General features: G+C 61.3%; 24 protein-coding genes and 1 other RNA gene. 5 read left to right on the plus strand and 20 right to left on the minus strand.

The annotated features are described in order from the left end of the window. Nucleotides 1–11: 11 nt before the first annotated feature. From HXX25_RS08975 to rmuC, 4 genes are read right to left on the minus strand one after another with little or no spacing between them, the layout of a single operon-like run. Complete coding sequence (locus HXX25_RS08975) at nucleotides 12–620, minus strand: hypothetical protein (RefSeq protein ID WP_187165586.1); 609 nt, start codon at nucleotides 618–620, stop codon at nucleotides 12–14. Further along, nucleotides 617–1144 carry a GNAT family N-acetyltransferase gene (locus tag HXX25_RS08980; protein ID WP_187165587.1) on the minus strand — a complete coding sequence of 176 codons (528 nt, stop codon included), beginning with the start codon at nucleotides 1142–1144 and terminating at the stop codon, nucleotides 617–619. Before HXX25_RS08980 ends, HXX25_RS08975 begins: the two co-directional genes overlap by 4 nt. Further along, nucleotides 1141–1668 (minus strand): peptide deformylase, encoded by a 528-nt coding sequence (gene def, locus HXX25_RS08985; RefSeq protein ID WP_187165588.1) that lies wholly within the window; start codon nucleotides 1666–1668, stop codon nucleotides 1141–1143. Before def ends, HXX25_RS08980 begins: the two co-directional genes overlap by 4 nt. Nucleotides 1669–1699: 31 nt before the next feature. Beyond that, entirely contained in the window at nucleotides 1700–3070 is a 1371-nt protein-coding gene (gene rmuC / locus HXX25_RS08990; RefSeq protein ID WP_187165589.1) for a DNA recombination protein RmuC, read from the minus strand. Between the two features lie 103 nt (nucleotides 3071–3173). Here rmuC and HXX25_RS08995 point away from each other — a divergent pair, with 103 nt between their 5' ends. After that, entirely contained in the window at nucleotides 3174–4307 is a 1134-nt protein-coding gene (locus HXX25_RS08995) for a GNAT family N-acetyltransferase (RefSeq protein WP_187165590.1), read from the plus strand. Here the strand turns inward: HXX25_RS08995 and recR are convergent, their stop codons facing one another. From recR to HXX25_RS09035, 8 genes are all read right to left on the minus strand, one after another. Continuing rightward, entirely contained in the window at nucleotides 4308–4913 is a 606-nt protein-coding gene (recR, locus tag HXX25_RS09000) for a recombination mediator RecR (RefSeq protein WP_187165591.1), read from the minus strand. 6 nt (nucleotides 4914–4919) lie between these two features. Then, nucleotides 4920–5243 (minus strand): YbaB/EbfC family nucleoid-associated protein, encoded by a 324-nt coding sequence (locus HXX25_RS09005; protein WP_187165592.1) that lies wholly within the window; start codon nucleotides 5241–5243, stop codon nucleotides 4920–4922. Then, the gene (locus HXX25_RS09010; RefSeq protein WP_187165593.1) at nucleotides 5240–7018 is read right to left on the minus strand and encodes a DNA polymerase III subunit gamma/tau; all 1779 of its coding nucleotides are present in this window, start codon (nucleotides 7016–7018) and stop codon (nucleotides 5240–5242) included. The genes HXX25_RS09005 and HXX25_RS09010 overlap by 4 nt, the downstream gene beginning before the upstream one ends. A 29-nt stretch (nucleotides 7019–7047) precedes the next feature. Beyond that, an RNA gene (ffs, locus tag HXX25_RS09015) (signal recognition particle sRNA small type) lies at nucleotides 7048–7145 on the minus strand. Between the two features lie 46 nt (nucleotides 7146–7191). After that, nucleotides 7192–8760: a VWA domain-containing protein gene (locus HXX25_RS09020; protein WP_187165594.1), complete on the minus strand. Its 1569-nt coding sequence runs from the start codon at nucleotides 8758–8760 to the stop codon at nucleotides 7192–7194. Between the two features lie 67 nt (nucleotides 8761–8827). Continuing rightward, entirely contained in the window at nucleotides 8828–9037 is a 210-nt protein-coding gene (locus HXX25_RS09025; RefSeq protein ID WP_187165595.1) for a hypothetical protein, read from the minus strand. 78 nt (nucleotides 9038–9115) lie between these two features. Further along, on the minus strand, nucleotides 9116–10102 hold the full coding sequence (locus HXX25_RS09030; protein WP_187165596.1) for a D-Ala-D-Ala carboxypeptidase family metallohydrolase: 987 nt from the start codon (nucleotides 10100–10102) through the stop codon (nucleotides 9116–9118). Next, nucleotides 10008–11579 carry a murein L,D-transpeptidase gene (locus tag HXX25_RS09035; RefSeq protein ID WP_187165597.1) on the minus strand — a complete coding sequence of 524 codons (1572 nt, stop codon included), beginning with the start codon at nucleotides 11577–11579 and terminating at the stop codon, nucleotides 10008–10010. Before HXX25_RS09035 ends, HXX25_RS09030 begins: the two co-directional genes overlap by 95 nt. Before the next feature lie 165 nt (nucleotides 11580–11744). Here HXX25_RS09035 and HXX25_RS09040 point away from each other — a divergent pair, with 165 nt between their 5' ends. Next, the gene (locus tag HXX25_RS09040) at nucleotides 11745–12134 is read left to right on the plus strand and encodes a hypothetical protein (RefSeq protein ID WP_187165598.1); all 390 of its coding nucleotides are present in this window, start codon (nucleotides 11745–11747) and stop codon (nucleotides 12132–12134) included. Here the strand turns inward: HXX25_RS09040 and HXX25_RS09045 are convergent, their stop codons facing one another. Continuing rightward, nucleotides 12135–12590 carry a diacylglycerol kinase family protein gene (locus HXX25_RS09045; RefSeq protein ID WP_187165599.1) on the minus strand — a complete coding sequence of 152 codons (456 nt, stop codon included), beginning with the start codon at nucleotides 12588–12590 and terminating at the stop codon, nucleotides 12135–12137. Nucleotides 12591–12687: 97 nt separating this feature from the next. Here HXX25_RS09045 and nudC point away from each other — a divergent pair, with 97 nt between their 5' ends. Beyond that, on the plus strand, nucleotides 12688–13584 hold the full coding sequence (nudC, locus tag HXX25_RS09050) for an NAD(+) diphosphatase (protein ID WP_187165600.1): 897 nt from the start codon (nucleotides 12688–12690) through the stop codon (nucleotides 13582–13584). A gap of 70 nt (nucleotides 13585–13654) precedes the next feature. On the opposite strand, the gene HXX25_RS09055 is transcribed toward nudC, so the two are convergent. Beyond that, a complete protein-coding gene (locus tag HXX25_RS09055; protein ID WP_187165601.1) occupies nucleotides 13655–14194 on the minus strand; it encodes a porin family protein in 540 nt (179 codons plus the stop codon). A gap of 306 nt (nucleotides 14195–14500) precedes the next feature. On the opposite strand from HXX25_RS09055, the gene HXX25_RS09060 reads away from it, so the two are divergent. Next, nucleotides 14501–15247, plus strand: coding sequence for a cytochrome c family protein (locus tag HXX25_RS09060; RefSeq protein WP_187165602.1), 747 nt, complete (start codon nucleotides 14501–14503; stop codon nucleotides 15245–15247). Here HXX25_RS09060 and HXX25_RS09065 read toward each other — a convergent pair. Together HXX25_RS09065 and HXX25_RS09070 are read right to left on the minus strand one after the other, a co-directional pair. Further along, the gene (locus HXX25_RS09065; protein ID WP_187165603.1) at nucleotides 15244–16092 is read right to left on the minus strand and encodes a C40 family peptidase; all 849 of its coding nucleotides are present in this window, start codon (nucleotides 16090–16092) and stop codon (nucleotides 15244–15246) included. The two genes, HXX25_RS09060 and HXX25_RS09065, sit on opposite strands and share 4 nt — an antisense overlap. Then, the gene (locus tag HXX25_RS09070) at nucleotides 16093–17460 is read right to left on the minus strand and encodes a M17 family metallopeptidase (protein ID WP_187165604.1); all 1368 of its coding nucleotides are present in this window, start codon (nucleotides 17458–17460) and stop codon (nucleotides 16093–16095) included. Between the two features lie 115 nt (nucleotides 17461–17575). Here HXX25_RS09070 and HXX25_RS09075 point away from each other — a divergent pair, with 115 nt between their 5' ends. Further along, the gene (locus tag HXX25_RS09075; protein WP_233346622.1) at nucleotides 17576–18385 is read left to right on the plus strand and encodes a tetratricopeptide repeat protein; all 810 of its coding nucleotides are present in this window, start codon (nucleotides 17576–17578) and stop codon (nucleotides 18383–18385) included. 6 nt (nucleotides 18386–18391) lie between these two features. On the opposite strand, the gene HXX25_RS09080 is transcribed toward HXX25_RS09075, so the two are convergent. Genes HXX25_RS09080 through HXX25_RS09095 form a run of 4 tightly spaced genes read right to left on the minus strand, consistent with a single transcriptional unit; the run spans nucleotide 18392 to nucleotide 22415 of the window. Further along, on the minus strand, nucleotides 18392–18892 hold the full coding sequence (locus tag HXX25_RS09080) for a hypothetical protein (protein ID WP_187165605.1): 501 nt from the start codon (nucleotides 18890–18892) through the stop codon (nucleotides 18392–18394). Nucleotides 18893–18951: 59 nt separating this feature from the next. Then, nucleotides 18952–19923: a type II secretion system F family protein gene (locus HXX25_RS09085; RefSeq protein ID WP_370543766.1), complete on the minus strand. Its 972-nt coding sequence runs from the start codon at nucleotides 19921–19923 to the stop codon at nucleotides 18952–18954. A 15-nt stretch (nucleotides 19924–19938) separates the two neighbouring features. Further along, complete coding sequence (locus HXX25_RS09090; protein WP_187165607.1) at nucleotides 19939–20928, minus strand: type II secretion system F family protein; 990 nt, start codon at nucleotides 20926–20928, stop codon at nucleotides 19939–19941. 2 nt (nucleotides 20929–20930) lie between these two features. After that, nucleotides 20931–22415 (minus strand): CpaF family protein, encoded by a 1485-nt coding sequence (locus HXX25_RS09095; RefSeq protein ID WP_187165608.1) that lies wholly within the window; start codon nucleotides 22413–22415, stop codon nucleotides 20931–20933. Nucleotides 22416–22419 lie beyond the last annotated feature (4 nt).

Genomic DNA, 22419 nt, shown 5'->3' on the forward strand with positions numbered 1-22419 from the left:
TGCCGCCGCAATCAGTCCTCAAATCCCCACGGTGCAGGCGGTGCATCAACCGGATTGGAGAGGTCAAATACGGCGCGGAAGCTCCGGCCCGGACGGTCCAGCCCGTAAGTGAACGTCTCGCCCTCAACCTGCATCAGCCAGGTATTCTGCGCGGAATCGGGAATGCCCTCAGCCACAAACAGGTCGCGGCTGAATTCATCGGCCGGAAACTCGATCCGGGACGCGGTCACGACAGAGCTGTCACCGCCATATTGCGTCAGCACGTCTTCGGACCCGTCCTCATGCCGGTGATCATGTTTCAGGCGGTAGCCGTCTTCCGTGCGTGTCACCACCCAGGTCCGCGAACGATCCTCGCCAAGATGTAGCGGGATGCGGATTTCGTCTTCCGAGCATTCACGCACATGCATGACCAGCGTCTGGCCCACCCATCCGGCATCGCGCGGATCCTCGCTATCGACGCCGCCTTCAAAAGCCTGCCCGCAATAGGCAGAAAGTGTCGCAAACAGACTTTCCGGCGCCGCCGTGCTCGGCGTGTCCGCAGCTTGCGGTGCCGAACCTTCCATTGAGCATGCCGACACAAGTGCAGCCGTGCTGGCAATAATTCCAAATCGGATATTCATGTCTCAGTTTCCTCCCATTGCGCCCGGCGCAATTCCATCACCTGACACGCATCATCGCCGAAACGGCGCTCTCCGACATCAACAAAACCCAGCCGCCGGTAAAAACGGATGGCCGCGGTGTTGATCATCAGGGGATCAATCAGGATATTGGCGACTGTCAGATCGGCAAAACAGCGAGCAATCGCCAGCCGCATCATCTGTGTGCCGAAACCTCGCGCGAGGTCACTTTCCTCGCCGATCCAGATGTCGATTGCCCGCTGGTTCGGGGCGCATGTCCCCCAGTAATGGCTTTCTTCCAGATGCGGGTCGATGATCTGCACCACGCCAATGGCGCGCCCCTCCACCTCACCGATCAGGATATCCAGCCAGTCAACGTCCCGCGCAATCTGGGCCGCCCAGTCCTCGCGCGCCTCATCAGGCAAGGGCAGGTCCGGATCAAAACCCGTACACCATTTCACATGAGGTTTTTCATCCCAGGCGGCCAGTAGCGGCGCATCATCCTGCGTCGCCGGACGCAGGATCAAGCCGCGTCGTCCTGCTCGCGGAGTTTGACCAGCTTCTTCACCTTCTGGACCGCGCGCTGACGCTTCAGGCGCGAGAGGTGATCAATGAAGAGCACGCCCTCCAGATGGTCCATCTCGTGCTGGATGCAGACCGCAAACATGCCCTCGGCAATCTCGGTTTTCGGCTTGCCGTCATAATCGAGATAATCGATCCGGATGCGGTCGGGCCGCTCGACCTCGTCAAAATAGGTCGGCACCGAAAGACAGCCCTCTTCATAGGGCAGGGTATTCTCGGACGGGTCGGACAGGACCGGATTGACGAAATAGCGCGGATTGCGTTCGCCCTTGCCCCAGTCCAGATCCATGACGATGACCCGCTTGGGCACGCCGATCTGGATGGCGGCCAGGCCGATCCCGTCCGCCGCATACATGGAATCGAGCATGTCATCCATCAACGAGCGAAGCTCTTCATCGACGGTGGCGACAGGCTTCGACACCTCTTTGAGGGTCGGATTGGGAACGGTGAGTATTTCGCGTACGGCCATGGCGCTTAAGTATGCGAGGGGATGGAAATCTTCAAGTCTCGTCTTTGCCGGGGCCAGTATCCAGCGCAGGCAGGTCCGGGTCGTCCGCGTCCGCCGCAGCCTCCAGATATCCGGCCGGCAAGGACTTCTTCGTCTGCGCACCCAGTTCTTTCAGCATCTCGGTCTGGCGGATCACATTGCCGCGCCCGGAGGACAAGCGCCCCTTTGCGGTCGACCACGCATCATGGGCCTGATCCAGCCTTTGCCCCACCGTGTCCAGCTCCTCCACAAAGCCGACCAGCTTGTCATAGAGCTGCCCGGCGCGGTCAGCGATTTCGCGCGCATTCTGGTTCTGGCGGTCAATCGTCCAGAGATTCTGCACCGTGCGCATGGCCATCATCAGATTGGTCGGCGTCGCGATCATGATATCGCGCTCCCACGCATAGCCGGACAGGCCCGGATCACTCTGGAAGGCCAGGCTCGCCGCCCCTTCCAGCGGAATGAACATCAGGGTGAAGCTGACGCCTTCATAAAGCTTGGGATAGTCCTTCTCGTGCAAACTCTTGATATGGGCCCGGATGGAGGCGAGATGCTGTTTCAGCGCGGCTTCGCGGTCCTCGTCCGTGTCGGCATTCACGCACGCCTCGAAAGCTTTCAGGCTGACCTTGGAATCGATGACCAGACGCTGATTGCCCGGCATGTCGACAACCACGTCTGGCCGCAGGCGCGCGCCCTCGGAATCGGTCTCGCTCTGCTGGGTGTGAAACTCCTGGCCTTCGCGAAGCCCGGCCTTTTCCAGAATACTGGTCAGGATCAATTCGCCCCAATCGCCCTGCATTTTCGACGATGACCGCAGCGCATTGGCCAGATTGGTCGCATCCTCGGACATTTGCTGCGCATTCTTGTGCAGGATCTGCACCATACGATCGAGCGAGGACGTCTGCTCCACGCGCTTGTGGGAATCGATTTCCACCTTCTCGCGGAATTCCTTCAACTGGTCGCGCAGCGGATTGAGCATCTTGTCGAGCGATTCCTTGCTGGATTTGCTCAGCTCCTCGCCGCTGGTTTTGAGGATCTCGCTCGCTGTGACCTTGAAGGTCTCTTTCAGCTGCTCGCGCGCCTTCTCCAGGTCCGCCAGTTTCTCGGCATGATGCCGCTCGGCGGATTTCAGCTCGCTTTCCATCCGCGCCAGCCGGGTTTCGGCATTTTCGCGCGCCTGATTGGTCAGCTTCAAGTCCGCCTCCGCCTCGGCGAGTTTCGCTTCCAGCCGGTCGGCAATCGCAGCCCGGCCCTGCAAGTTCGACAGCTCCTTCTCCAGCCGGGATTTGGCGCGGCTGGTCACCAGCCACAACACCAGCAGGCCCAGCGTCATCACGGGGGCAGAAACAATCAGAACGGTCTCAAGGGTCAGCGTATCGAGCATCGAATCATCCAGTCATTGATGCGCCAGCCTACTGTCTCACCGCGCGGCCCGAAACCGGCATCCTTCTTGCTTTCTCCTGTTACGAGAAAGAGGAGCGGAAAGAATGCGCGTAAAAAGCGTTTCGATACGGGACTTGAGCAGCGCCGAACTCGGCAAGTGGCGGGATTGGGCGTATCAGGATGGTCAACTGGTCAGCCCCTACCTTCTGCCGGATTTCGCAGCAGCGGTCGATCGCGTGCGCTCCGATGTCCGCGTCGCCGTAATCGAGCAGGATGAGCAGACCGTTGGGTATTTCGCTTTTCATGCGCCGCGGCACTTTGCGTTGCGCCCGGTCGGCGCGCCGATGTCGGATTATCAGGGCATCGTGTCAAAACCCGGCGTGTCGATCTGCCCGAATGAATTCCTGACCCGGCTCGGGGCCGGTTTCATGGCCTATGAAAACTGGTGGAATGGCGCTGGCTGCAAGGTCGAGAAGGCGCGCGAACGCGATGGCTCCGTTATTGTCGATCTCTCCGATGGCTCTGACGCCTATTTCGCCGAGCGCATGGCCACGCACAAATCCCAGTTCAAGAAAATGGATCGCCGCCTGCGCAATGCCGAGCGCGATTTCGGCCCGGCCCGTCTGGTCGTCGGAGACGGCGACGGTCAGCTTCTTGCCACCTTGAATCGCTGGAAATCCGAGCAGTACAACGCGACCCGCAAGCTGGATGTGTTCGACATCGACTGGGCCCGCCAGTTGCTCGTCAATCTGAACGCCTCGAACGATGCCGGTTTCCAGGGTCTGACCTTCGCGCTCTATTTCGGTGACGAACTGGCCGCGGTCGAGTTTGGCCTGCGCGCCGGTGACGTCTACCATTCCTGGTTCCCGGCCTATGACGAGCGCTTCGCAAAGGTCTCGCCCGGCCTCCTCCTGCTGCACGAAATCTTCAAGGCCGCACCGGAGCTGGGCCTCAATCGCGTCGATCTCGGCAAGGGTGGCGCGCATTACAAGACCTATTATGCCTCTTACGAGGTTCCGCTGGATTCCGGCCGCGTCATCGCGCCCAGCTTTTCGGCTCTGGGCCTGCGCTCCTGGGATGTCGCGGAACAGTGCGCCAGGATTCTGCCCGGAAAACTCTCCGAATTGCCGGTCCGCGCCCGTCGCCGCTGGTCACAGGTCAGTGCCTTCGAACCAGACATGGCAGCGCGCCTGCGGACCTTCTCGAAATTCTTCCGGTCACCGACCAAAGCCGCGTAATCAGGCCGGCCGGCGCGATTTGAACGCCGCGGTCAGCGTGCCGTCGTCGAGGTAATCGAGCTCGCCGCCGACCGGCACGCCGCGCGCCAGGCTGGTAATCTCTACGGCCGCCCCTTCGAGACGATCGGAGAGGTAGTGCGCCGTGGTCTGGCCATCGACTGTCGCATTCAGCGCCAGCACGATCTCTTTCACGACCGGGTTTTCAGCCCGCTCCAGCAGACCACCAATATTGAGATCATCCGGCCGCACACCGTCCAGAGGCGACAAAACCCCGCCCAGCACATGATAGCGCCCCTTGAACGCCGCTGCGCGTTCCAGTGCCCAGATATCGCCGACCGTCTCGACCACGCAAATGACAGACGGGTCACGCCCCGGCGCCGCGCAGATGGCGCACGGATCGGTCACGTCCATATTCCCGCAAGTCGAACAGGCCGTGATCTTGTCGGCCGCCTCTGCCAGCGCTTCGGCCAGCGGGCGCATCAGCGCATCGCGCTTTTTCAGCAGATGCAGCGCCACGCGACGCGCCGAGCGCGGCCCCAGCCCCGGCAGCTTGGCGAGCAACGCGATCAGGCGTTCGATTTCAGGTCCGGCAGAGTGGGTCGACACGCTGGGTTATCCCGGAAATGAAAAGCCGGGCGGCAGCGGCAGACCGCCCGCCGCGTCTTTCATCACCCGCGCCTGGACCTCTTCAATCTTGCCGCGCGCATTGGTGAAGGCCGCCTTGATGAGGTCCTCGACGACTTCCTTCTCGCTGGCGACCAGTATGGACGGATCCAGCTGGATATCCTTGATATCGCCCTTGCCCGACAGGGTGACGCGGACCAGTCCGGCCCCGGATTCGCCGGTGACGGATTCCGCTGCCAGCTTTTCCTGCGCTTCCTGCATACGGGCCTGTAATTCCTGCGCCTGCTTCATCAATCCCATCAGGTCTTTCATGATCGGCCCTTTGCGGTTTCGACGGTGTCATCCGGCTCCGACGAGGCCGGACGGCGCACTTCGACAATTTCGGCACCGGGGAAAATCCGCAGCGCCTGCTGCACAACCGGATCGCGCGCCACTTGCTGGGCGTGTTCGCGCTCTTCCCGCTTCTGCCGTTCGCGAATGGTTTCACCGCCGCGGCTGTCATGTGTGGCCATCACCGCCCAGGTCACCCCGGTCCAGTCCTGCAGGCGTTTGGCAATCCGTTGCGCCAGATCAGCCGGTGCATGCTCGGCGGGCTCGAAGACGATCCGCCCCGGCTTGAACGACACCGGACGAATAAAGCGCATCATATCGGAGCGGAGCGCCGCATCAGCGCGGTCCGTCATCGCCTCGATCATGGCATCCAGAGATGTGGGCGCATCCTGAATATCCGGAACCGGCACGGCGTCCTCATGGACATCCTCGACGGCAGGCGGCGGTGTTTCGGCCTGCGCAACAGGGGCCTCGACCGGCGCTTTGGCCGGCGGTGCCGGCTCAGGCTTTGGGGCGGAGGGCGCGGCCCCCTCGTCGCCGCGCAACAGTCTGGCCGCATCTTCCGGCGAAGGCAGGGATGCGGCAGAGCCCAGACGCAGAAGCGTCATTTCTGCCGCCGTCAGAGGATCCGGCGCACGGCGCACATCATCGAGCCCCACCAGCAGGATTTTCCAGAGCCGTGTCAGTTGCGCAATCGAGAGGTTTTCCGCAATGGCAACGAGCCGCTGAATTGTTTCTTTTGCCTCGGCCAGATCGGCATCGGGCCCGGCCGCCTTCACGCGGGTCAGCGCATGCACATAATCCAGACAGTCACGGGTAATGATGGCCGGATCCCCACCTGCATCATAGAGCGATGCAATCTCGGCCAGCGCCTTGGCATGGTCGCCCTGCAATGCCGCTTCAAGAAGATCAAGCACGCGCGCGCGGTCGGCCAGTCCCAGCATGTCTCGGATCTGCAAGGCGGTCACAGGTCCGTCTGAGGCTTCGCCCTGTACAATCGCCTGATCGAGCAGGGACAGCGCATCGCGCACCGAGCCTTCGGCGGCGCGGGCAATCAGCGCCAGCCCGTCCGCGGCCACCGCGGCACCCTCTTTTTCACAGATGGCGGAAAGGTGTTTCGCCAGTTCGTCGCGGTCGACGCGCTTGAGATCAAACCGCTGACAGCGCGACAGGATCGTCACCGGGACCTTGCGGATTTCGGTCGTCGCGAAAATGAATTTGACGTGGGGCGGCGGCTCTTCCAGCGTTTTCAGAAGCGCATTGAAAGCCGCATTCGACAGCATGTGCACTTCGTCGATCACATAGACCTTGTAGCGCGCGGAGACCGGCGCATAGCGCACGCCTTCGAGAATTTCACGGATATCCCCGACACCGGTGCGGGATGCCGCGTCCATCTCCATCACATCGACATGACTGCCCTTCTGGATGGCATCGCAATGCACACCGGGCGGATCAAGCGTGATGGACGGCCCATCAATGTCATCGGTGAGGTAATTAAGCGCACGCGCAATCAGCCGCGCCGTCGTCGTTTTACCGACACCGCGCACACCGGTCAGCATGTAGGCATGGGCAATCCGGCCCGACTTGAACGCATTAGTCAGCGTCCGCACCATGGCGTCCTGACCGATCAGCTCCTCAAAACGCAGCGGGCGGTATTTGCGGGCCAGCACCTGATAGCCAGCGCCGGACTCCGCGACGTCGAGCCCCAGAGACGGGCCCGGATCGGTGTCCGTCATTGGTTCGGGAGCGTCGTCCATGGCCACTTTCTGGGCTGATTCCGGAGGTAAGTGGAAGACCGGACAGCGACCCGGAGCAAAACTCGTTACGGCTGCTTCCTTCCGGACCTGACCGGGTTGGCGAGGCGTCCGTCCGCGCCGATCTTCCACTGACCAATATCGGACGTTGGATGCCGCATGACAAGGCTTGCGACTCAGCCGGGAGTCACACGGAGCTCATAGCGGCTGTGACGCGATGCCAGACGCGGCTCCTGTGTAGAGATTTCGACGATGAAGGGCGCGGCTGCCTCAACCGTGAATTCATGGCTTCCCGGATCAGGCCGTTCGCGCTGAATGCGACGTCCCGTCTCCGCATCATAAACGATAATCCCGTAGCGCATGTCATCGCTTTCAAGAGTCACGGTCAGATCAACACGCCCTGTCACTTCAATGCGCCAGAGATCTGTCAGATCATCATGGCCGACGAGGCCGTTGCCCGTCTCGCCAGCGGCGAGCTCGGGATAGTCACCGTCGCGTTCGGAATCGGCGTCACCGCCACCGGTATCCGAGGCATCCTCGATGGCAATTTCGAACAGGCTCAGCGGCGTGACGGTTTCATAATTATCGCCGACGCCGATAATGAATCCATTGCCCGTCGTATCGACATAATAGCCGACCAGGCTCTCGCCCGGCAGATTGCGTTCGCGCGGGAAGCCGGACCCGGCCCGCTCCCCGTCCGGCCCCAGCATCCGGATCGTCATCGCGCCCAGCGAGGCTTGCGTTTCCACCGCATCCTCACCGTCGCCGGAATACGCATAGCTTTGCAACAGGCCGCGCACGACACCCATCTCGCCTTCATCCGTGTCGACCCGGAAATAGCGATACTCTCCCTCGGGGACGAGCTCGCCAATCGTGTAGATGCCGGGTTCGAGCAGAACGGCGGATTCAGGCGACAATCCGCCCTGCACCGGGTTTTCACAGCGGATCAGTTCGCGCGACGAACGACTGACCGTCATGCCCGCCACTTCCCGCATTGCATCGGCAAGCGCATCGCCATCCGGAGCCGGGATATACCGGCCGCCCGCGGCTTCCGCGACGGCGCGCATCTGTGCTTCCTGTGCTGGATCAAGATCAAAACCGACCACGTAGGCGGAAACGTTTATGTTTTCGGCCCGCAGAGCGGCGGCTGCCGCCACCGGATCGCCACTGCAGGTCTCCTCCCCGTCAGAGAGGAGAACGATCAATCGCTCCCTCGCTTCAATCGCTTCAAGGTCTGCGGCCGCCGCCTCCAGGCTCGCGGCAATCGGCGTATATCCATAGGGTGACAGGCCCGAAGCCGCATCGCGCAAAGCGCCGAGATCATCGCTCAGAAAATCCGTCAGTTGCTGCGTGTTCGGGCAGGAGGCTTCGGCGGTATGTTCGACGCTGGCATCAAAGCCATAGGCACGAAGCGACGCCGCGATGTTCGCCGCCTCGATCACATCCAACGCATTGATGAAAGCGGTGCGGGCCACATCCATCTTGGAACGGCCGCCGGCATCTCCAGCCATGGATCCGGATGCATCGAGAATGAACTGCACCGCCACCGGCCCTTCCCCCTCAGGCGCAACTTCTTCGCTGCCCTCGAAGGACACGCCGCGCACGACCTCCAGAAGGCGTTGCTGGATGACATCAAAGGCCGGACAGGCGTCGACGCCGTTTTCCGCTTGCGAAACAGATGTTTGCGCCATCGCCGCACTGGCCGTCATGACAGCCGCAAGCAGGGCTGAATGGACCGATCTCATAGGCAACTCCCCTATTTTGAGGAATCCTATCACAAGCCGACCAAAGACCGCAAAAGTCGGAGGGGTATCAGCCCGCAGCCGACCGCAGGAAGGTCTCATGCGCATCGAGGGCTTCGATCAGATCAATGTCACCATTGCGATCGACCAGCAGATCGCGCCAATAGCTGGCGATACGCGCCTGCGTTTCCAGCCAGTCGCGAACCGCCAGTTCGGTTGCGGCTTGCGCCCGATTGTCTACCGCAGCCGACAGTCCATCCGCTTGAATCTGACCTGACACGTTTTCCTCCCGGCTCGTTTGACGTGAGCGAGAGCAAACTAACTTAATTGCGAATGAGTCGCAACAGCAGACGTAGAATCAGGAACGGCCCCAGCGCGCATTCCAGCCGCGCTCGTCGACATGGACAAAGGGACCGTGCGCGGATGTCGAGCCGTATTCGCCCAGCCCGCCATGGAAATCCGTCCAGTCCGGGCGCGTCAGCATACGGTCGATAAAGTCATACAGCGCCGCCGCATCCTGCCGATCGAGGACACCGTCCCGGTTGAGATCGTCCATAATGCCGTCGCCATCCTCGTCGATATAGATATCGGCGGCCCCGCCATAGACATGGCGCGAATAGCGGCCATTGCCGATCCCGGCATTATAGACCGGCGTGCGATAGCCGCTCATCACGACAAAGCCGTCCGTCCGCCAGCCATGCGCATTCACTTCTTCCAGGAGGCGTTCCAGCTTCAATAGAAGGCGTTCACGCACGACGGCATAGCGCACCGGTCCGCCCTCCTGCTTGCAGAGGAACTGGCCCAGGGTGAAATGGGGCGAGATCGGCAGGTCATGCAATTCCGGCGGCACTTCGATGAAACCCGCCGGCGGCAGATAGGCGTCATGGCCCCGATAGGGCTCCTGCGGATACTGGCCGATGGCATAGCCTTGCAGCACGCCCGCCTCGATTTCAGTGGCCGGCCGCAGCACAAAGGCATTCAGCCGGATCAGGCCGCCGGCCCTGTTGCGGATTTCAATGACATGATAGCCCGGCGTATCCGGTGCCTGCCAGACCGCGTCGGTCGTCGACAGCGTTTCCAGGCCGTTTTCAGTCGAAAAGGCTACCGCCTCGTTCGACGAGAGGCTGACACGTTCACCCGGCATGACCAGGGTCGCAAAGGTTCGATAGTCCGCTTCAATCTCGTCATTGATGCGAATGGAAAAACCTACTCGCCCGGCATCGAAACCGGCGGTCTCGCTGGCGGCAGGGTCAGGCGGGGCAATGTCCGTCAGATCCGTTGCGCGCGCGGGCAGAGTGGAGACGGTCAGGGCGAGGCCGACGGAGGCGAGTTTGATCATCTTCATAGGATCGATCCATAGACGTAATAATTGTAAGGTCTTTATCATATAGGTCGTGCACCATCCGAACGGAACCATCTGCGTTCAAAAAAGCGGTAAGGTACAGAAAGTGAACACGAATTTCCTCAGAGACATTGAGCCGGGCTTCGTCCCGCGTCTCGACGAGCGCTGCGATATCCGCCGGTTCGGCGAGGCTTGCGTCGGCTACCCACTGGGCCAGATCGACGGCATCCCGAACCCGGACACAGCCGGATGACAGGGCGCGGGGCATTTCGTCAAATCTCTGCCGGCCGGGCGTATCATGCAGGAAGGTACTGTGCGGGTTGGGAAAGATCAGTTTCACGACGCCCAGCGCATTGAGCGGACCGGGTGCCTGCCGCAGCCGATAGGGGAAAGCGGCAGCGCTGACCGTCGGCCAGTCAATCGTAGCGGCATCCACCACATTTCCGTCGCGGTCCAGTATCTGGAAACCGAGCCGGGCCACGGCATTCGGGTCGCGCCGGAACAGGGGCAATTCATCATTCACGGCCAGCCGGTGCGGCGTTTCCCACCAGGGATTGACGACCATGTAGGCCAGCCTGGCGGACAGGACCGGCGTCGGTCGCGAAACCCGGCCAACGATCACATCATGCCGCCGGACAGTCTGGCCCGCCTCCACCACCTGAAGCGTGAAATCGGGTATATTGACGACGATGTGCCGGGCACCAAACTCGTCGGGCAACCAGCGCAAGCGTTCCAGATTGGCGCGCAGCGTGTCGGCGCGCTGAACGGGAGTCCGGTTGATCCAGGCCAGCGTCCCGGGACCCGCAATGCCATCGGGATGGATGCGCGCCAGGGTTTGCACATTGCGCACCGCTGTCTGCATTTCGGCGTCGAAATGCGGCGTGCCGTCAATGCTGACGAAATCAGAGGGTATCGCCTCAATCGGCATGATCGGCGACAGGGGCTGCAACCGGCCCATCTGCACCAGACGGGCGCGCAAGGCATCAACATCGGCGCCGGCATCGCCCAGCTCCATATGGTCACGGGTTGTGGTCACTTGTGGCCAGTCAGACTCTGACTGCTTCAGCCAGAATAACCGCTCGCGTATCAGCGCCTGATAAGCGGGCGTTTGCGGCTCGAACCCGGCGAGGACCGCCGCGACATCTCCCGTTGAAAGGGCCCATGCCAGCGCCGCATCAACATCCCGCTGGCGATATTCAAACGGCCATTGCCGCTCTATCGCATGCGGGTCGAGGCGGCCGGTCAGCAAATCCAGCGCGAAATTCCGGAAAGCGGCCTCGGCGAGCCGGTCTGTTTCAGCCGAAACCAGAGACGCATCAGCGCTGGCCAGAGCCTCCAGAGAATAGTCTTCCGGCCGAAGGCCATGGCGTCCGGCATCCGCGATCACCGCGACAAGACTGTCCAGCGCGCCTGAGCGGCCAGGACCGGTCCATTGACCCGATTGCGCCCATGCCGCGGGCGTCAGAAGAACAAACAGCAAAATGAAAACCAGCCTCATCCCAAAACCATACGACGGCTGCGGGCATTGCGAAACAGGCATCTTGACGCGGTCGTCGCGCTAGCGCCGGTCGAGACGTGTCTCACCGGACGGCTCGAAGCGAAGCCCCGCGTCGCGCTCAACGGCGCTGTATTGCAGAAGGTTGAAATGCGTCTCGTGGATATCGATCAGATTGAAGCCGGCCGCTTCTTCCCGCGCACGCGCGGAAAAAGCGGTCGACGCGCCGACAAACCAGCTGGTGCACTCACCAGACCGGACGGGGCAGGCAAAATGCTGGTGCAGATGTCCGGTCAGAACGAGGTCAGCCGTGTCGGCAATCTTTTGCGCAAACCGCGGCGCGCGCCGTGTGCGGGCCCGGCCCCGGTTTTCCAGTGGAGAGAGGATGGGATGGTGGGCCGTCAGGATACGCGCGGTGCCCGCGCCTGCGCCAGTGCCTCAAGGGGGGCGTTCAGATGCCGCGCGGAGACGACACCCAAAGACCAGTCCCATCGAAATTGCACGCCCCGGGCGGAATTGAAACTTTCGATCTGGACCTGATCATTGCAGAAATTCCGGGAGGCATGTGCCTCGACCGCCTTCTGCAAACGCCACCGCAAACAGGTGACCATTGGCCTCGCCCAGCGGCAGGCACCGCGCCTCGGCGCTTCGGGCCCCGCCCAGAATGGCGTCGATATCGATCGTTTCGTGAATGTGACGAGCCAGAAGGTTCGCGGTGCCACAGGGCAGGATCAACGCGGGTGGAACGCCGTCCAGTCCGGCCAGCTGATTCAGCACCGACATAAGCGTGCCATCCCCTCCGGCAATCGCGATCGCATCCTCACCGGAATCCTTGAAGACCGCCCGATCCGGCAGTTCGTCCGTTTCCAGTTTTGTCTCGGCGGAAATCGTCCAGCCCGCAGCGCGGATCGAATCCCGAAGCGCGGAAATGTCGAGACCCCGGACAAATGCGCCGGACATCGGGTTATAGATGAGGTGGAGCCGTTGTCGGTCCATATTCGACGTCCTTCGATTTTAGCTGCTCGGGTTCAACGGTTTACGTGACGCCGGGTCTGTCACATATACGGGCAGACAACGAACCGTGGATTATCACATGAATCATCTGCCGCCATTGGCCTTCTGTTTGTCGCCGCTCGACCGGGCAGACGAAATCCGGCGCGATGCCGTCGCCCTGAAAGCGCTCGAAAAACATACCAGCGCGCAGGCGGTATTGTTCCTCAGAGGTGACCCGGCCCTCGACGGCAACGCGCTTTTACGATGGCCTTATTCGAAGACCGTCAACATGACCCAGGCCGCTGATCCCATATTGCTCGGGCTGGAAAATGGTGCCCCTCTTTATGCCGTCGATCTGTTACCGGACGCGGAAACGCCCGGCCTGCCGGAATTCACCGACACACGTTCCGCGGGCATGAGAGTTTCCGTCGAGGAAAGCGGGATTCTGGCGCAGGCCCGGTCGCTGATCGAATGGCGGCGCAAGCACCGCTTCTGTTCCAATTGCGGCGCCGAGACGCAGCAGACCGAGGCCGGCCGCAAACGCACCTGCCCCGACTGTGAGACCGAACACTTTCCGCGCATTGATCCGGTCGCCATCATGCTGGTCGTCAAGGATGACTGGTGCCTTTTGGGCCGTCAGGAATCCTGGCCGGAGCGAATGTGGTCAGCGCTCGCCGGCTTCATAGAGCCCGGAGAGACCATTGCCGATGCCTGCGCGCGCGAAATCCGGGAGGAGGCCGGCATCCAGTGCGATCCATCGACCGCGGAAATTGTCTGTGACCAGCCCTGGCCCTTTCCCTCATCGCTGATGATCGGTCTGATCATCGAGGCCGTAACGGTCGGCATCACGATTGATGAATATGAAATGGAAGCCGTGCGCTGGTTCTCGCGCGACGAGGTTCAAGAGATGTTGTCCGGCACACATAACGAGGTTGATCTGCCGCCGAAAATCGCCATTGCCCGGCGCCTGCTGGAAGTGTGGGCAGCGCGGGGATGAACGTGAAAACGGCCGCGCTGATATCAGCGCGGCCGTCCTTCAATCGTCAATAAATGGCGATCAGGCCGGATTACCGGCCACCGCCAAAGCGGCGCACGTAAGTGATGCCGTAGACGTTTGCGTCGGAATTGCCGAAGTCATAATTGGTGTAATCGACACGGAAACCGTTGCGGGCGTCGAAGAAATACTCGCCGCCAACGCCAAAGCCGAAGCCGTCGAGGCTGTCCGTAATGGAAACGCCCGGCACAGACGCGCCCACATCAGCGGTCGCATAACCGACCCGCGCAAACAGGTTGGCGTTTTCAGAAACCGGAGCGCGCGCAATCACGAAGCCCGAAATGGCATAATTCAGTTCGACGTCGACCGGTGTATTCGCCACGATGATCGTGTCATCGCTGACACCAAAGTCCACCTGGCCTTCGAAACCGAAGTGCCGGGTAAACTGATAGTCGCCGCGAAGCGTGACCGCACCGACGTCAACACTGGCGGTGGAGTCGGTGACATTGACGGTCGAATAGCCGATTCCATAGGTGAAATTGCCCTGACCGGCGAAGGAAGCAGAGGCAGCGGCAAGCGCCAGTGCGGAAGCAGAAACAAGTGTACGCAACATGATATGCCCTTTCATGGGAAACTGGATATTCGATTGCTGGCCGGCCAGCTGTTGGCCGAATGCAAAGTGAGCCCTCAAAAACTTTTGCAAGCCTGATGCCATCAGAATTGCGAAAGTGCTGTTAAGCCGCAAATGTAGGCTGAAAAATGGCAAATATCCAGCTTTCCTGCAGAACGTGCGCCCCGCGACGATGCGCCACTGGACGAGACCGCATCTGACCGGTAAGTGACGGACAACATCAATTGGTTGATTGGCCGCTTTCTGCGTGCCAAACACCGCCGAATTGTCAGACTTTTGGGGACCAGCATGGGTGATCTCTTCTGGAACAAAGTAGCCGCCGCAGTTATCGGCCTCGTTTTGATGGTCATGGTCATCGGCGTTGTCGGGGACATTGTTTTCCCTGACGAACAGGGTGGTGAAGACCACGCCTCGCTGGCCTATCCGATTGATCTTGAAGCGGTCATGGGCGGCACGGGTGGTTCTGGCCCGGTCGTGGAAGAGGTCGTGGATCTGGGCGCCTTGCTCGCTGTGGCCGATGCATCGTCCGGCGAACGGACTTTCCGCCGCTGTGTCTCCTGCCACAATGCAGCCCCGGATGCCGGCAATCTGCAAGGGCCGAATCTCTGGAATGTGGTCGGCCGCGAAGCCGGCACATATCCCGGTTTTTCCTACACCGCCGAAATGAGCGCTCATGGTCCCTGGACCTATGAAGCCCTCGACTCATTCATCGAGAACCCGCGCGCGGACGTTCCGGGCACAGCGATGGCCTTTGCCGGTATCCGCAATGACGAAGACCGCGCCGATCTGCTGGCCTATCTGCAGACCCTGTCCGATAATCCGGTTCCCTTCCCGGCCCCGGCGCCAGCGGAAACCGAAGAGGATATGGCAGCAGGCGGCGATATGATGGACACCGCTGAAGGCGAAATGGCTGAAACGGCAGACGATATCGAAGACCAGATTCAGGCGCTGGAAGACGCCGGCGAAACGGTCATTGACGATCAGGCCGGCGACGGCGAAATGCCGGAAGAAGCCCCCGAAGACGGCGGCAACTAGTCTCTCAACCGGATAACAGTTGTGACAGGCGAGTCGTTATCAACGGCTCGCCGTGTCGTTTCTGATAACGGCTCGATCACTGTTTCCATGAAATGGGCATTGGCGTGGAGGATGTTTGTTGCATCCACCATGATGCCCACATGTCCGGCCCAGAAGATGATGTCGCCGCGCAAAAGCGGCGCATCGGCCGCTATGACCGTGAACCGTTCGGCAAATTCGGCTTCCTGCATACGGGTATCGCGCAGCACGGCTATTCCAGCCGCTTCGAGCGACGTCTGCACCAGCCCCGAGCAATCCAGCCCCAGGCTCTCCTTGCCGCCCCATTGATAGGGGGCTCCCAGAAACCGCTCTGCTGCACTGACAAAGTCGGGCGCCGCATGGTCTGCCGGAACGATATGCCCTTCAAACACCCAGCCCCGGCCATTTGCCGAAACGAACCGGCCGTGTGTGTCGCCGGCGGTGATCTTGGCATTCATCGACAACAGGCCATAAGCGGCTGATTTGAGATCGGGTTCCGAAAACAGGTAGGTCCGCAAGGCAGACACCCGATGTGTCGGCCGGGACACCGGCGAGGACAGGGCCGCCATATCGACATGGCCGACATAGCCGTCATGCCGGGAAAACCCCCATGCCCAGCCGTCTTTTTCTTCCAGCACCGCAAACACTTCACCAAACAGGGTCTGCGTCTCCATCGCGCCATCATCGCGCGGTTCACGCCGGATCGCCGTGACACAGGCCGTCACCTGCATATCGACCGGCTCGACAAAGCGATCGGCCTTGACCTGGCCTTTCAGATGCGCCGCGGCGAGGTCGCCGCGCGCCGGAAGCAAATTCTTGTGCGTCATCTATTGTCCATACAGGGTTTTCAGCGCTTCCCAGGCCGCACGGGAGCCGAGCATTTCACCGCCTGCCGGACGCCCCGGACGATCTTTCGGATTCCAGGCAAAGATGTCAAAATGGCACCAGCGGCAATCACCGGTGAAACGGCGCAGGAAGAGTGCTGCGGTGATCGACCCCGCAAACCCGTTATCACCGGTATTCTTGAGGTCGGAAATCGCCCCGTCGAGCTGATTGTCATAACCATCCCATAACGGCATCCGCCAGAGCGGATCAGCGACTTTCGCCCCGCCCTTGCTCAGCGCATCGGCGAGTTTTTCGTCATCGGTATAGAAGGGCGCAAGATCCGGCCCCAGCGCCACGCGCGCCGCACCGGTCAGCGTCGCAAAATCCAGGATCAGATCGGGTTTGTCCTCGACTGCCTTGGCCAGAGCATCGCCCAGCACCAGACGTCCTTCCGCATCGGTATTGTCGATCTCGACCGTCAGACCCAGCCGCGAGGTCAATATATCGCCCGGGCGGAAGGCACCGGCGCTGATCGCATTCTCGGCGGCAGCGACCAGCAGATGCAAGCGCACCGGCAATTTCGCATCCATGATCAGGCGCGCCAATGCCATGGCATTTGCCGCGCCGCCCATATCCTTCTTCATCAGGCGCATGCCGGCAGCAGGTTTGATATCCAGCCCGCCGGAATCAAACGTGATGCCCTTGCCGACAATCGCAAGACGCGGATGGGACGTATCACCCCATTCCAGCTCGATCAGCCGCGGCGCGCTGTGCGCTGCCCGGCCCACGGCGTGAAGCATGCCATAGCGCTCTTTCAGGAGGTCATCGCCCGCTGTGACGTGGACTGTCGCCCCGAAGGCCTTGGCCAGCTTCACGGCTTCGGCCTGTAATCCGTCCGGATCCATATCCCCGGCAGGTGTGTTGACCAGATCGCGCGCCAGCCAGATGGAACGCACTACCCGCGTTGCCTCATCCGCATCCGCGCCCTCAACCGGTGTCAGGCGGGCGGGTTTCCGCGAGGGCTTTTTATAGCGTGTGAACTGATAGCCCCCGGCACCGAACGCGACCATCGCCAGCGTCGGATCGATCTCTCCCAGATCGCCCGTCAACGTCCAGTCGCCCTCAGACAGCGTCTTGGCCGCATCGCCGAGCGCAAAGGCATCCGTGCCATTCCCGAGGCCGATAATCGCATCGACACCGGCGCTCTCGGGCATCAGGACAATGTGCCCCGCATCGCCCTTGAACCCGTTGGCTTTAGCAATCGCGCGGCCGTCCTCGGTCAGCGGTGCGGGCAAATCTCCGGCAAGGCTGGCGGTTACGGCCAGAAGGCGGCGGGCGGACGAAGAAGCGGTCGGGAATATGTCGGTCACGGGCAAGGCTCCGGAAAATTTCTACGTACAAACAAACCGCCGGAACAGATTAACGCAATCTTGACCGGCGCAGGGAAGAGTAAACCTCTGATTCTGACGGTAAAGGACTTCGCCCATGCGGACCCTGACGAAAATCACGCTGATGGCCTCCATCTCGCTGCTGACAGCTTGCGCGACAGCGCGGACAGATCAGGAGCAGGCGCTCGCTGATGATCTGACGCAGCGCGCCTCCATTGTTCCGGCCAGTGCCGCCGAGCGCGAAGCCATCCGCAGCCAGGACTTGCTGACACAGGCCGCTTTCTGGGCCGAGGCCCACGAGCTCAACCCGGGCGACCGGGAAGCGGCGGTCGAGCTGTCCCGCGTCCTGCGCAATCTGGGACAGACCCAGCGCGCCGCTGCCGTGGCACGTCAATCCATGGCGCTTTTCCCGCAGGATATCGACCTTCAGCTGGCGTACGGCACCGCTTTGACCGATGCCGGGCGCGGTGCCGCGGCCATTGAATCGCTGACCCGCGTGACCACTGCGCGGCCCGATGACTGGCATGTCATGAATATTCTCGGCGTGGCCTATGAGCAGGCCGGCCTGCGCCAGCAATCGCGGCAGAAATATATTGAAGCCCTGCAGCTCGCGCCCGGCGAGCCCTCCATCATGTCAAATCTCGCGCTGTCCTATGCCTTTGATGGCGACGCCGCGCAGGCCGAACGGCTGTTGCGTGAAGCCATGGCGCGTCCGACCGCTGCCGCAACGGTGCGCCAGAATCTGGCGCTGGTGATTGCCCTGCAAGGCCGTTTCGATGAGGCGGAAGCCATGGCCCGCGTCGATGTCAGCCCGCAAACGGCCGAGGCCAATATGGCTTATGTTCGCGCCATGCTGACCAGTGGCCGCCGCTGGGATGCCATTCGCGACGATAGCGGCGCGCGCTGATTGAAATCAGATTTCCGTTGAGCCCATACCCGCCGGAAACGGCGGCGGTGGCACATCGTCCGGCTTTTCCTCCACACGCTTGAGCGGGAAGAGCCCTTTCAGGGACGGATCCACCAGCGTCGTATCAAAGCGGAAATTCTCGGCATGATCGCGCAAGGCCGAAGGCGGACGCCCGTCGCGGGTATTCTCGATGGCGCGATAGAGCGCATACAGGCGCAGATAGCCCTTGTCGTCTTTCGAAAGACTGGTGTCGTCCAGACGCTCGAAAACCTTGATCAACTGATTGAGGCCATTCTTCCGCTTGCCGGCCGACAGATCCGTCAGTGCCATCACCAGCGCCACTTTCCAGCCGGTTTCGGCAAATTCGACGCGCTTGGGCACCGCTGTCAGCTCGTCACGGGCACGCGCCACATCACCGCCGACCAGCGCCTTGAGCGCGGCCTCACTGGCGCGGCTGGCAATCAGATTCGATTGCGCCCGCTCTTCACTGTTTCTGCGGCCTAACATGGGGAGGTTTTAGCGGCAGGACGATGTCTTGGCGAGAGTGAACGCCAGACAGGCGAATCCTACATCGACTGATAACGCATGATGGCCGGGCCGAGAATGACCACGAAAAGCACCGGCAGGAAGAAGACAATCATCGGAACGGTCAGCTTGGCCGGCAGGGCCGCCGCCTTCTTCTCGGCATTGGCCAGCCGCATATCCCGGTTTTCCTTGGCCATGACGCGCAGTGCCTGCCCCAGCGGCGTCCCGTAGCGTTCCGCCTGGATCAGCGCGGTCGCCACCGATTTCACCCCGGGATGATTGGTACGCTTGGCCAGGTTTTCATAGGCTGTGCGCCGGTCCTGCAGATAGGACAATTCGGCCGTCGTCAGAGACAATTCCTCGGCAAGTTCGATCGACTGCGCGCCGACTTCGCCGGAAACTTTCTGGAAAGCCGCTTCGATCGACATCCCCGCCTCGACGCAGATCAGCAGAAGGTCCAGACCGTCTGGAAAGGCCATCATGATGGATTGCTGGCGCTTGGCGGCAGCATTCGTCAGATAGAGGTTCGGCGCATAATAACCCGCCATGCCGATGCCGGCAGCGACGCACCAGCGCGTAATCGTCGGGAGGCCGAAATCATTGACGAAGAAAACATAGAACGCCGCCCCGCCGAACAGCAGGATCGGTGCCGCCAGGCGGAAGAAATAAAAGGTCATCACCGGCCCGTTGCCGCGGAAACCCGCCTGAGTCAGCTTGTCCTTGAGGTCGGGATCTTCAAACAGCTTTTGCAGGTTCAGGCTTTGCACAATCGTCCTGGCGAGACTCTTGTCTTCCTTGCCCCGCAATTTGGAGGCATGCGCCTCTTCCATGGCTTCGCGCGACTTGCGGCGCAGCTCTTCCTTGCGGTTCTGAACACCCTTGATGCGGTTTTCCAGCTTGTTCTGACCCATCATGGGCGAGGTCAGCGTGACCACGGTCGCAAACACGGCAATCGCCGCAATGACCGACCACAGAAACTGCGGGTTGGTGACGAGTTCGGCTATGTCCTGCATGTTCATGGCCGCCCCCTAATGCTTGAAGTTGATCATGCCGCGCATCATCAGAATACCGAGGCCCATCCAGATCCCGCCGCCCAGCAGCATGAGCTGGCCCTTGGGTTCAACGAACATGGCGGTCATGTAGGAGGGCGTCGTGAAATAGACGATGGCGAGCACGCCCGGCGGCAGCGCACCAATGATCATGGACGATGCCTTGGCTTCCGATGACAGCGCGCCAATCTTCTCGCGCATCATCTTGCGGGCACGCAGAACAGCCGACAGATTGCCCAGCGCTTCCGCCAGATTGCCGCCCGTCTTGGCCTGAATGGTCAGCACGGTGGCGAAGAAATTCAGCTCCGGCAACGGCATGCGCGTCACCATCTTCTTGATGCCGTCTTCGAGCGTGACGCCCACAGCCTGTGCTTCCACCAGCTTTTTGAACTCGGAGGCCACCGGTTCCGCAGATTCCCGCGCAATCACCTTGATACACTCATTCAATGGCAGGCCGGACTTGATGCCGCGCACGATGATGTCGAGCGCATTGGCAAATTCGCCGGTGAATTTCTTCTGCCGTCCGGAACGGCGCATGCCCAGAAACCAGCGCGGCAGGCCCAGCCCCGCCGCAATCGACAGCCCCGCCGAAATCAACAGACTCTGCCCGGTCAGCAGCGCGCCGAGAAAACCGACGATCGCCAGCACACCCGATGCAATCCAGAAGGCGCGCGGCGAAAAGCTGAAGCCCGCTTGCTCGATCTGGGATTTCAGGGTCAGGGATTTTTTCTTCGCGCTTTTCTGCTTGTCCTCGATTTCCTTCAGGGAATCCTGGACCTGCTTGCGGCGCTGAATTGTATTGTCCGCCTGCTGGGCGCGCGCCTTTCGCGGACCGGAGCTGGACACAACCGCCTTGCGGCGCGCCGATTTCTGACCATCACCCAGCGCACCGGCCACAACCCAGCCGACACCGCCCACGGCAATGAACGCGGCGACGGCAGCAAACAGGAGCGGTAATTGTCCTTGCATGACTAGCCCTCCGACGCATCGAGCGCGGCGGCGAGCTCGCGTTCGAGACCATAATAGCGGGCGCGGTCCCAGAAACGCGGACGCGCAATGCCGGTGGATTTATGCTTGCCGATAATCTTGCCGTCCGCATCCTCGCCCTCCATCTCGTAGACGAAGAGGTCCTGGGTCACGATGACATCGCCCTCCATGCCCATCACCTCGGTGATGTGCGTGATTTTCCGTGAGCCATCGCGCATCCGCGAGGCCTGGATGACCACATCAATGGAACCCGCAATCATTTCACGGATGGTCTTGGACGGCAGGCTGTAGCCGCCCATCGTGATCATCGATTCAATACGCGACAGACCTTCGCGCGGGCTGTTGGCGTGCAACGTGCCCATCGAGCCGTCATGGCCCGTATTCATCGCCTGCAACAGGTCAAAGGCTTCCGGTCCGCGCACCTCACCCACGATGATCCGCTCCGGACGCATCCGCAGGCAGTTCTTGACCAGATCACGCATGGTGACTTCGCCGGAGCCCTCGAGGTTTTTCGGGCGCGTTTCCAGACGCACGACATGCGGCTGCTGCAATTGCAATTCGGCGGCATCTTCGCAGGTAATGATGCGCTCTTCTTCGCCGATGAAAGCGGTCAGACAGTTGAGCAGCGTGGTCTTGCCGGAACCCGTACCGCCGGAGATCAGAACATTACAACGGGATGTGCCGATGATCGACAGCACTTTCGCGCCTTCCGGAGTGATCGAGTTGAAATCGACCAGATCCTGCATACGCAGCTTGTCTTTCTTGAACTTCCGGATGGTCAGTGTCGGCCCGTCCAGCGCCAGAGGCGGCGCGATCACATTGACCCGCGAACCGTCGGCGAGACGCGCATCACAAATCGGGCTGGCTTCATCCACACGGCGGCCGACCTGGCTCACAATCCGCTGACAGATATTCATCAGCTGGCCATTGTCGCGGAAACGGATATTGGTTTTTTCAACGCGGCCCGCGACTTCGATAAACACATCGCCCGCGCCATTGACCATGATGTCGGCAATATCATCGCGCGCCAGCAAGGGCTCCAGCGGTCCATAGCCCAGCACGTCATTGCAGATGTCCTGGAGCAGGCGTTCCTGCTCGGCAATCGACATCGCAACATTCTTGATCGAGATGATCTCGGTGACGATATCGCGGATTTCCTCGGCGGCTGTCTCATTGTCGAGCTGCGCCAGCGCGCCCAGATCAATCGTATCGATCAGCGCATTGAAGATCGTCGTTTTGGTGGCGTAATACTCGTCAGTCCGTTGCGTATCGGCGGTCGTCGCCACCGGCTTGACCTTCGGGGCCGGCTTCGGTCCGGTCACCGCGGCGGGCTTGGCCGCTGGTTTGGGCGCAGATTGTGCGGGAGCCTCTGCACGCGCAGCCGGGCGGCTGGCAGGCGCAGCAGAAGCCGGCACGGGGGCCGGCTTCGGGTCAGGTCTGGGCGCTGTGGCGTCGCGCTTACCGAACATGGCT

Origin of the sequence: Hyphobacterium sp. CCMP332 (genome assembly GCF_014323565.1) — a bacterium.
Classification (GTDB): domain Bacteria; phylum Pseudomonadota; class Alphaproteobacteria; order Caulobacterales; family Maricaulaceae; genus Hyphobacterium.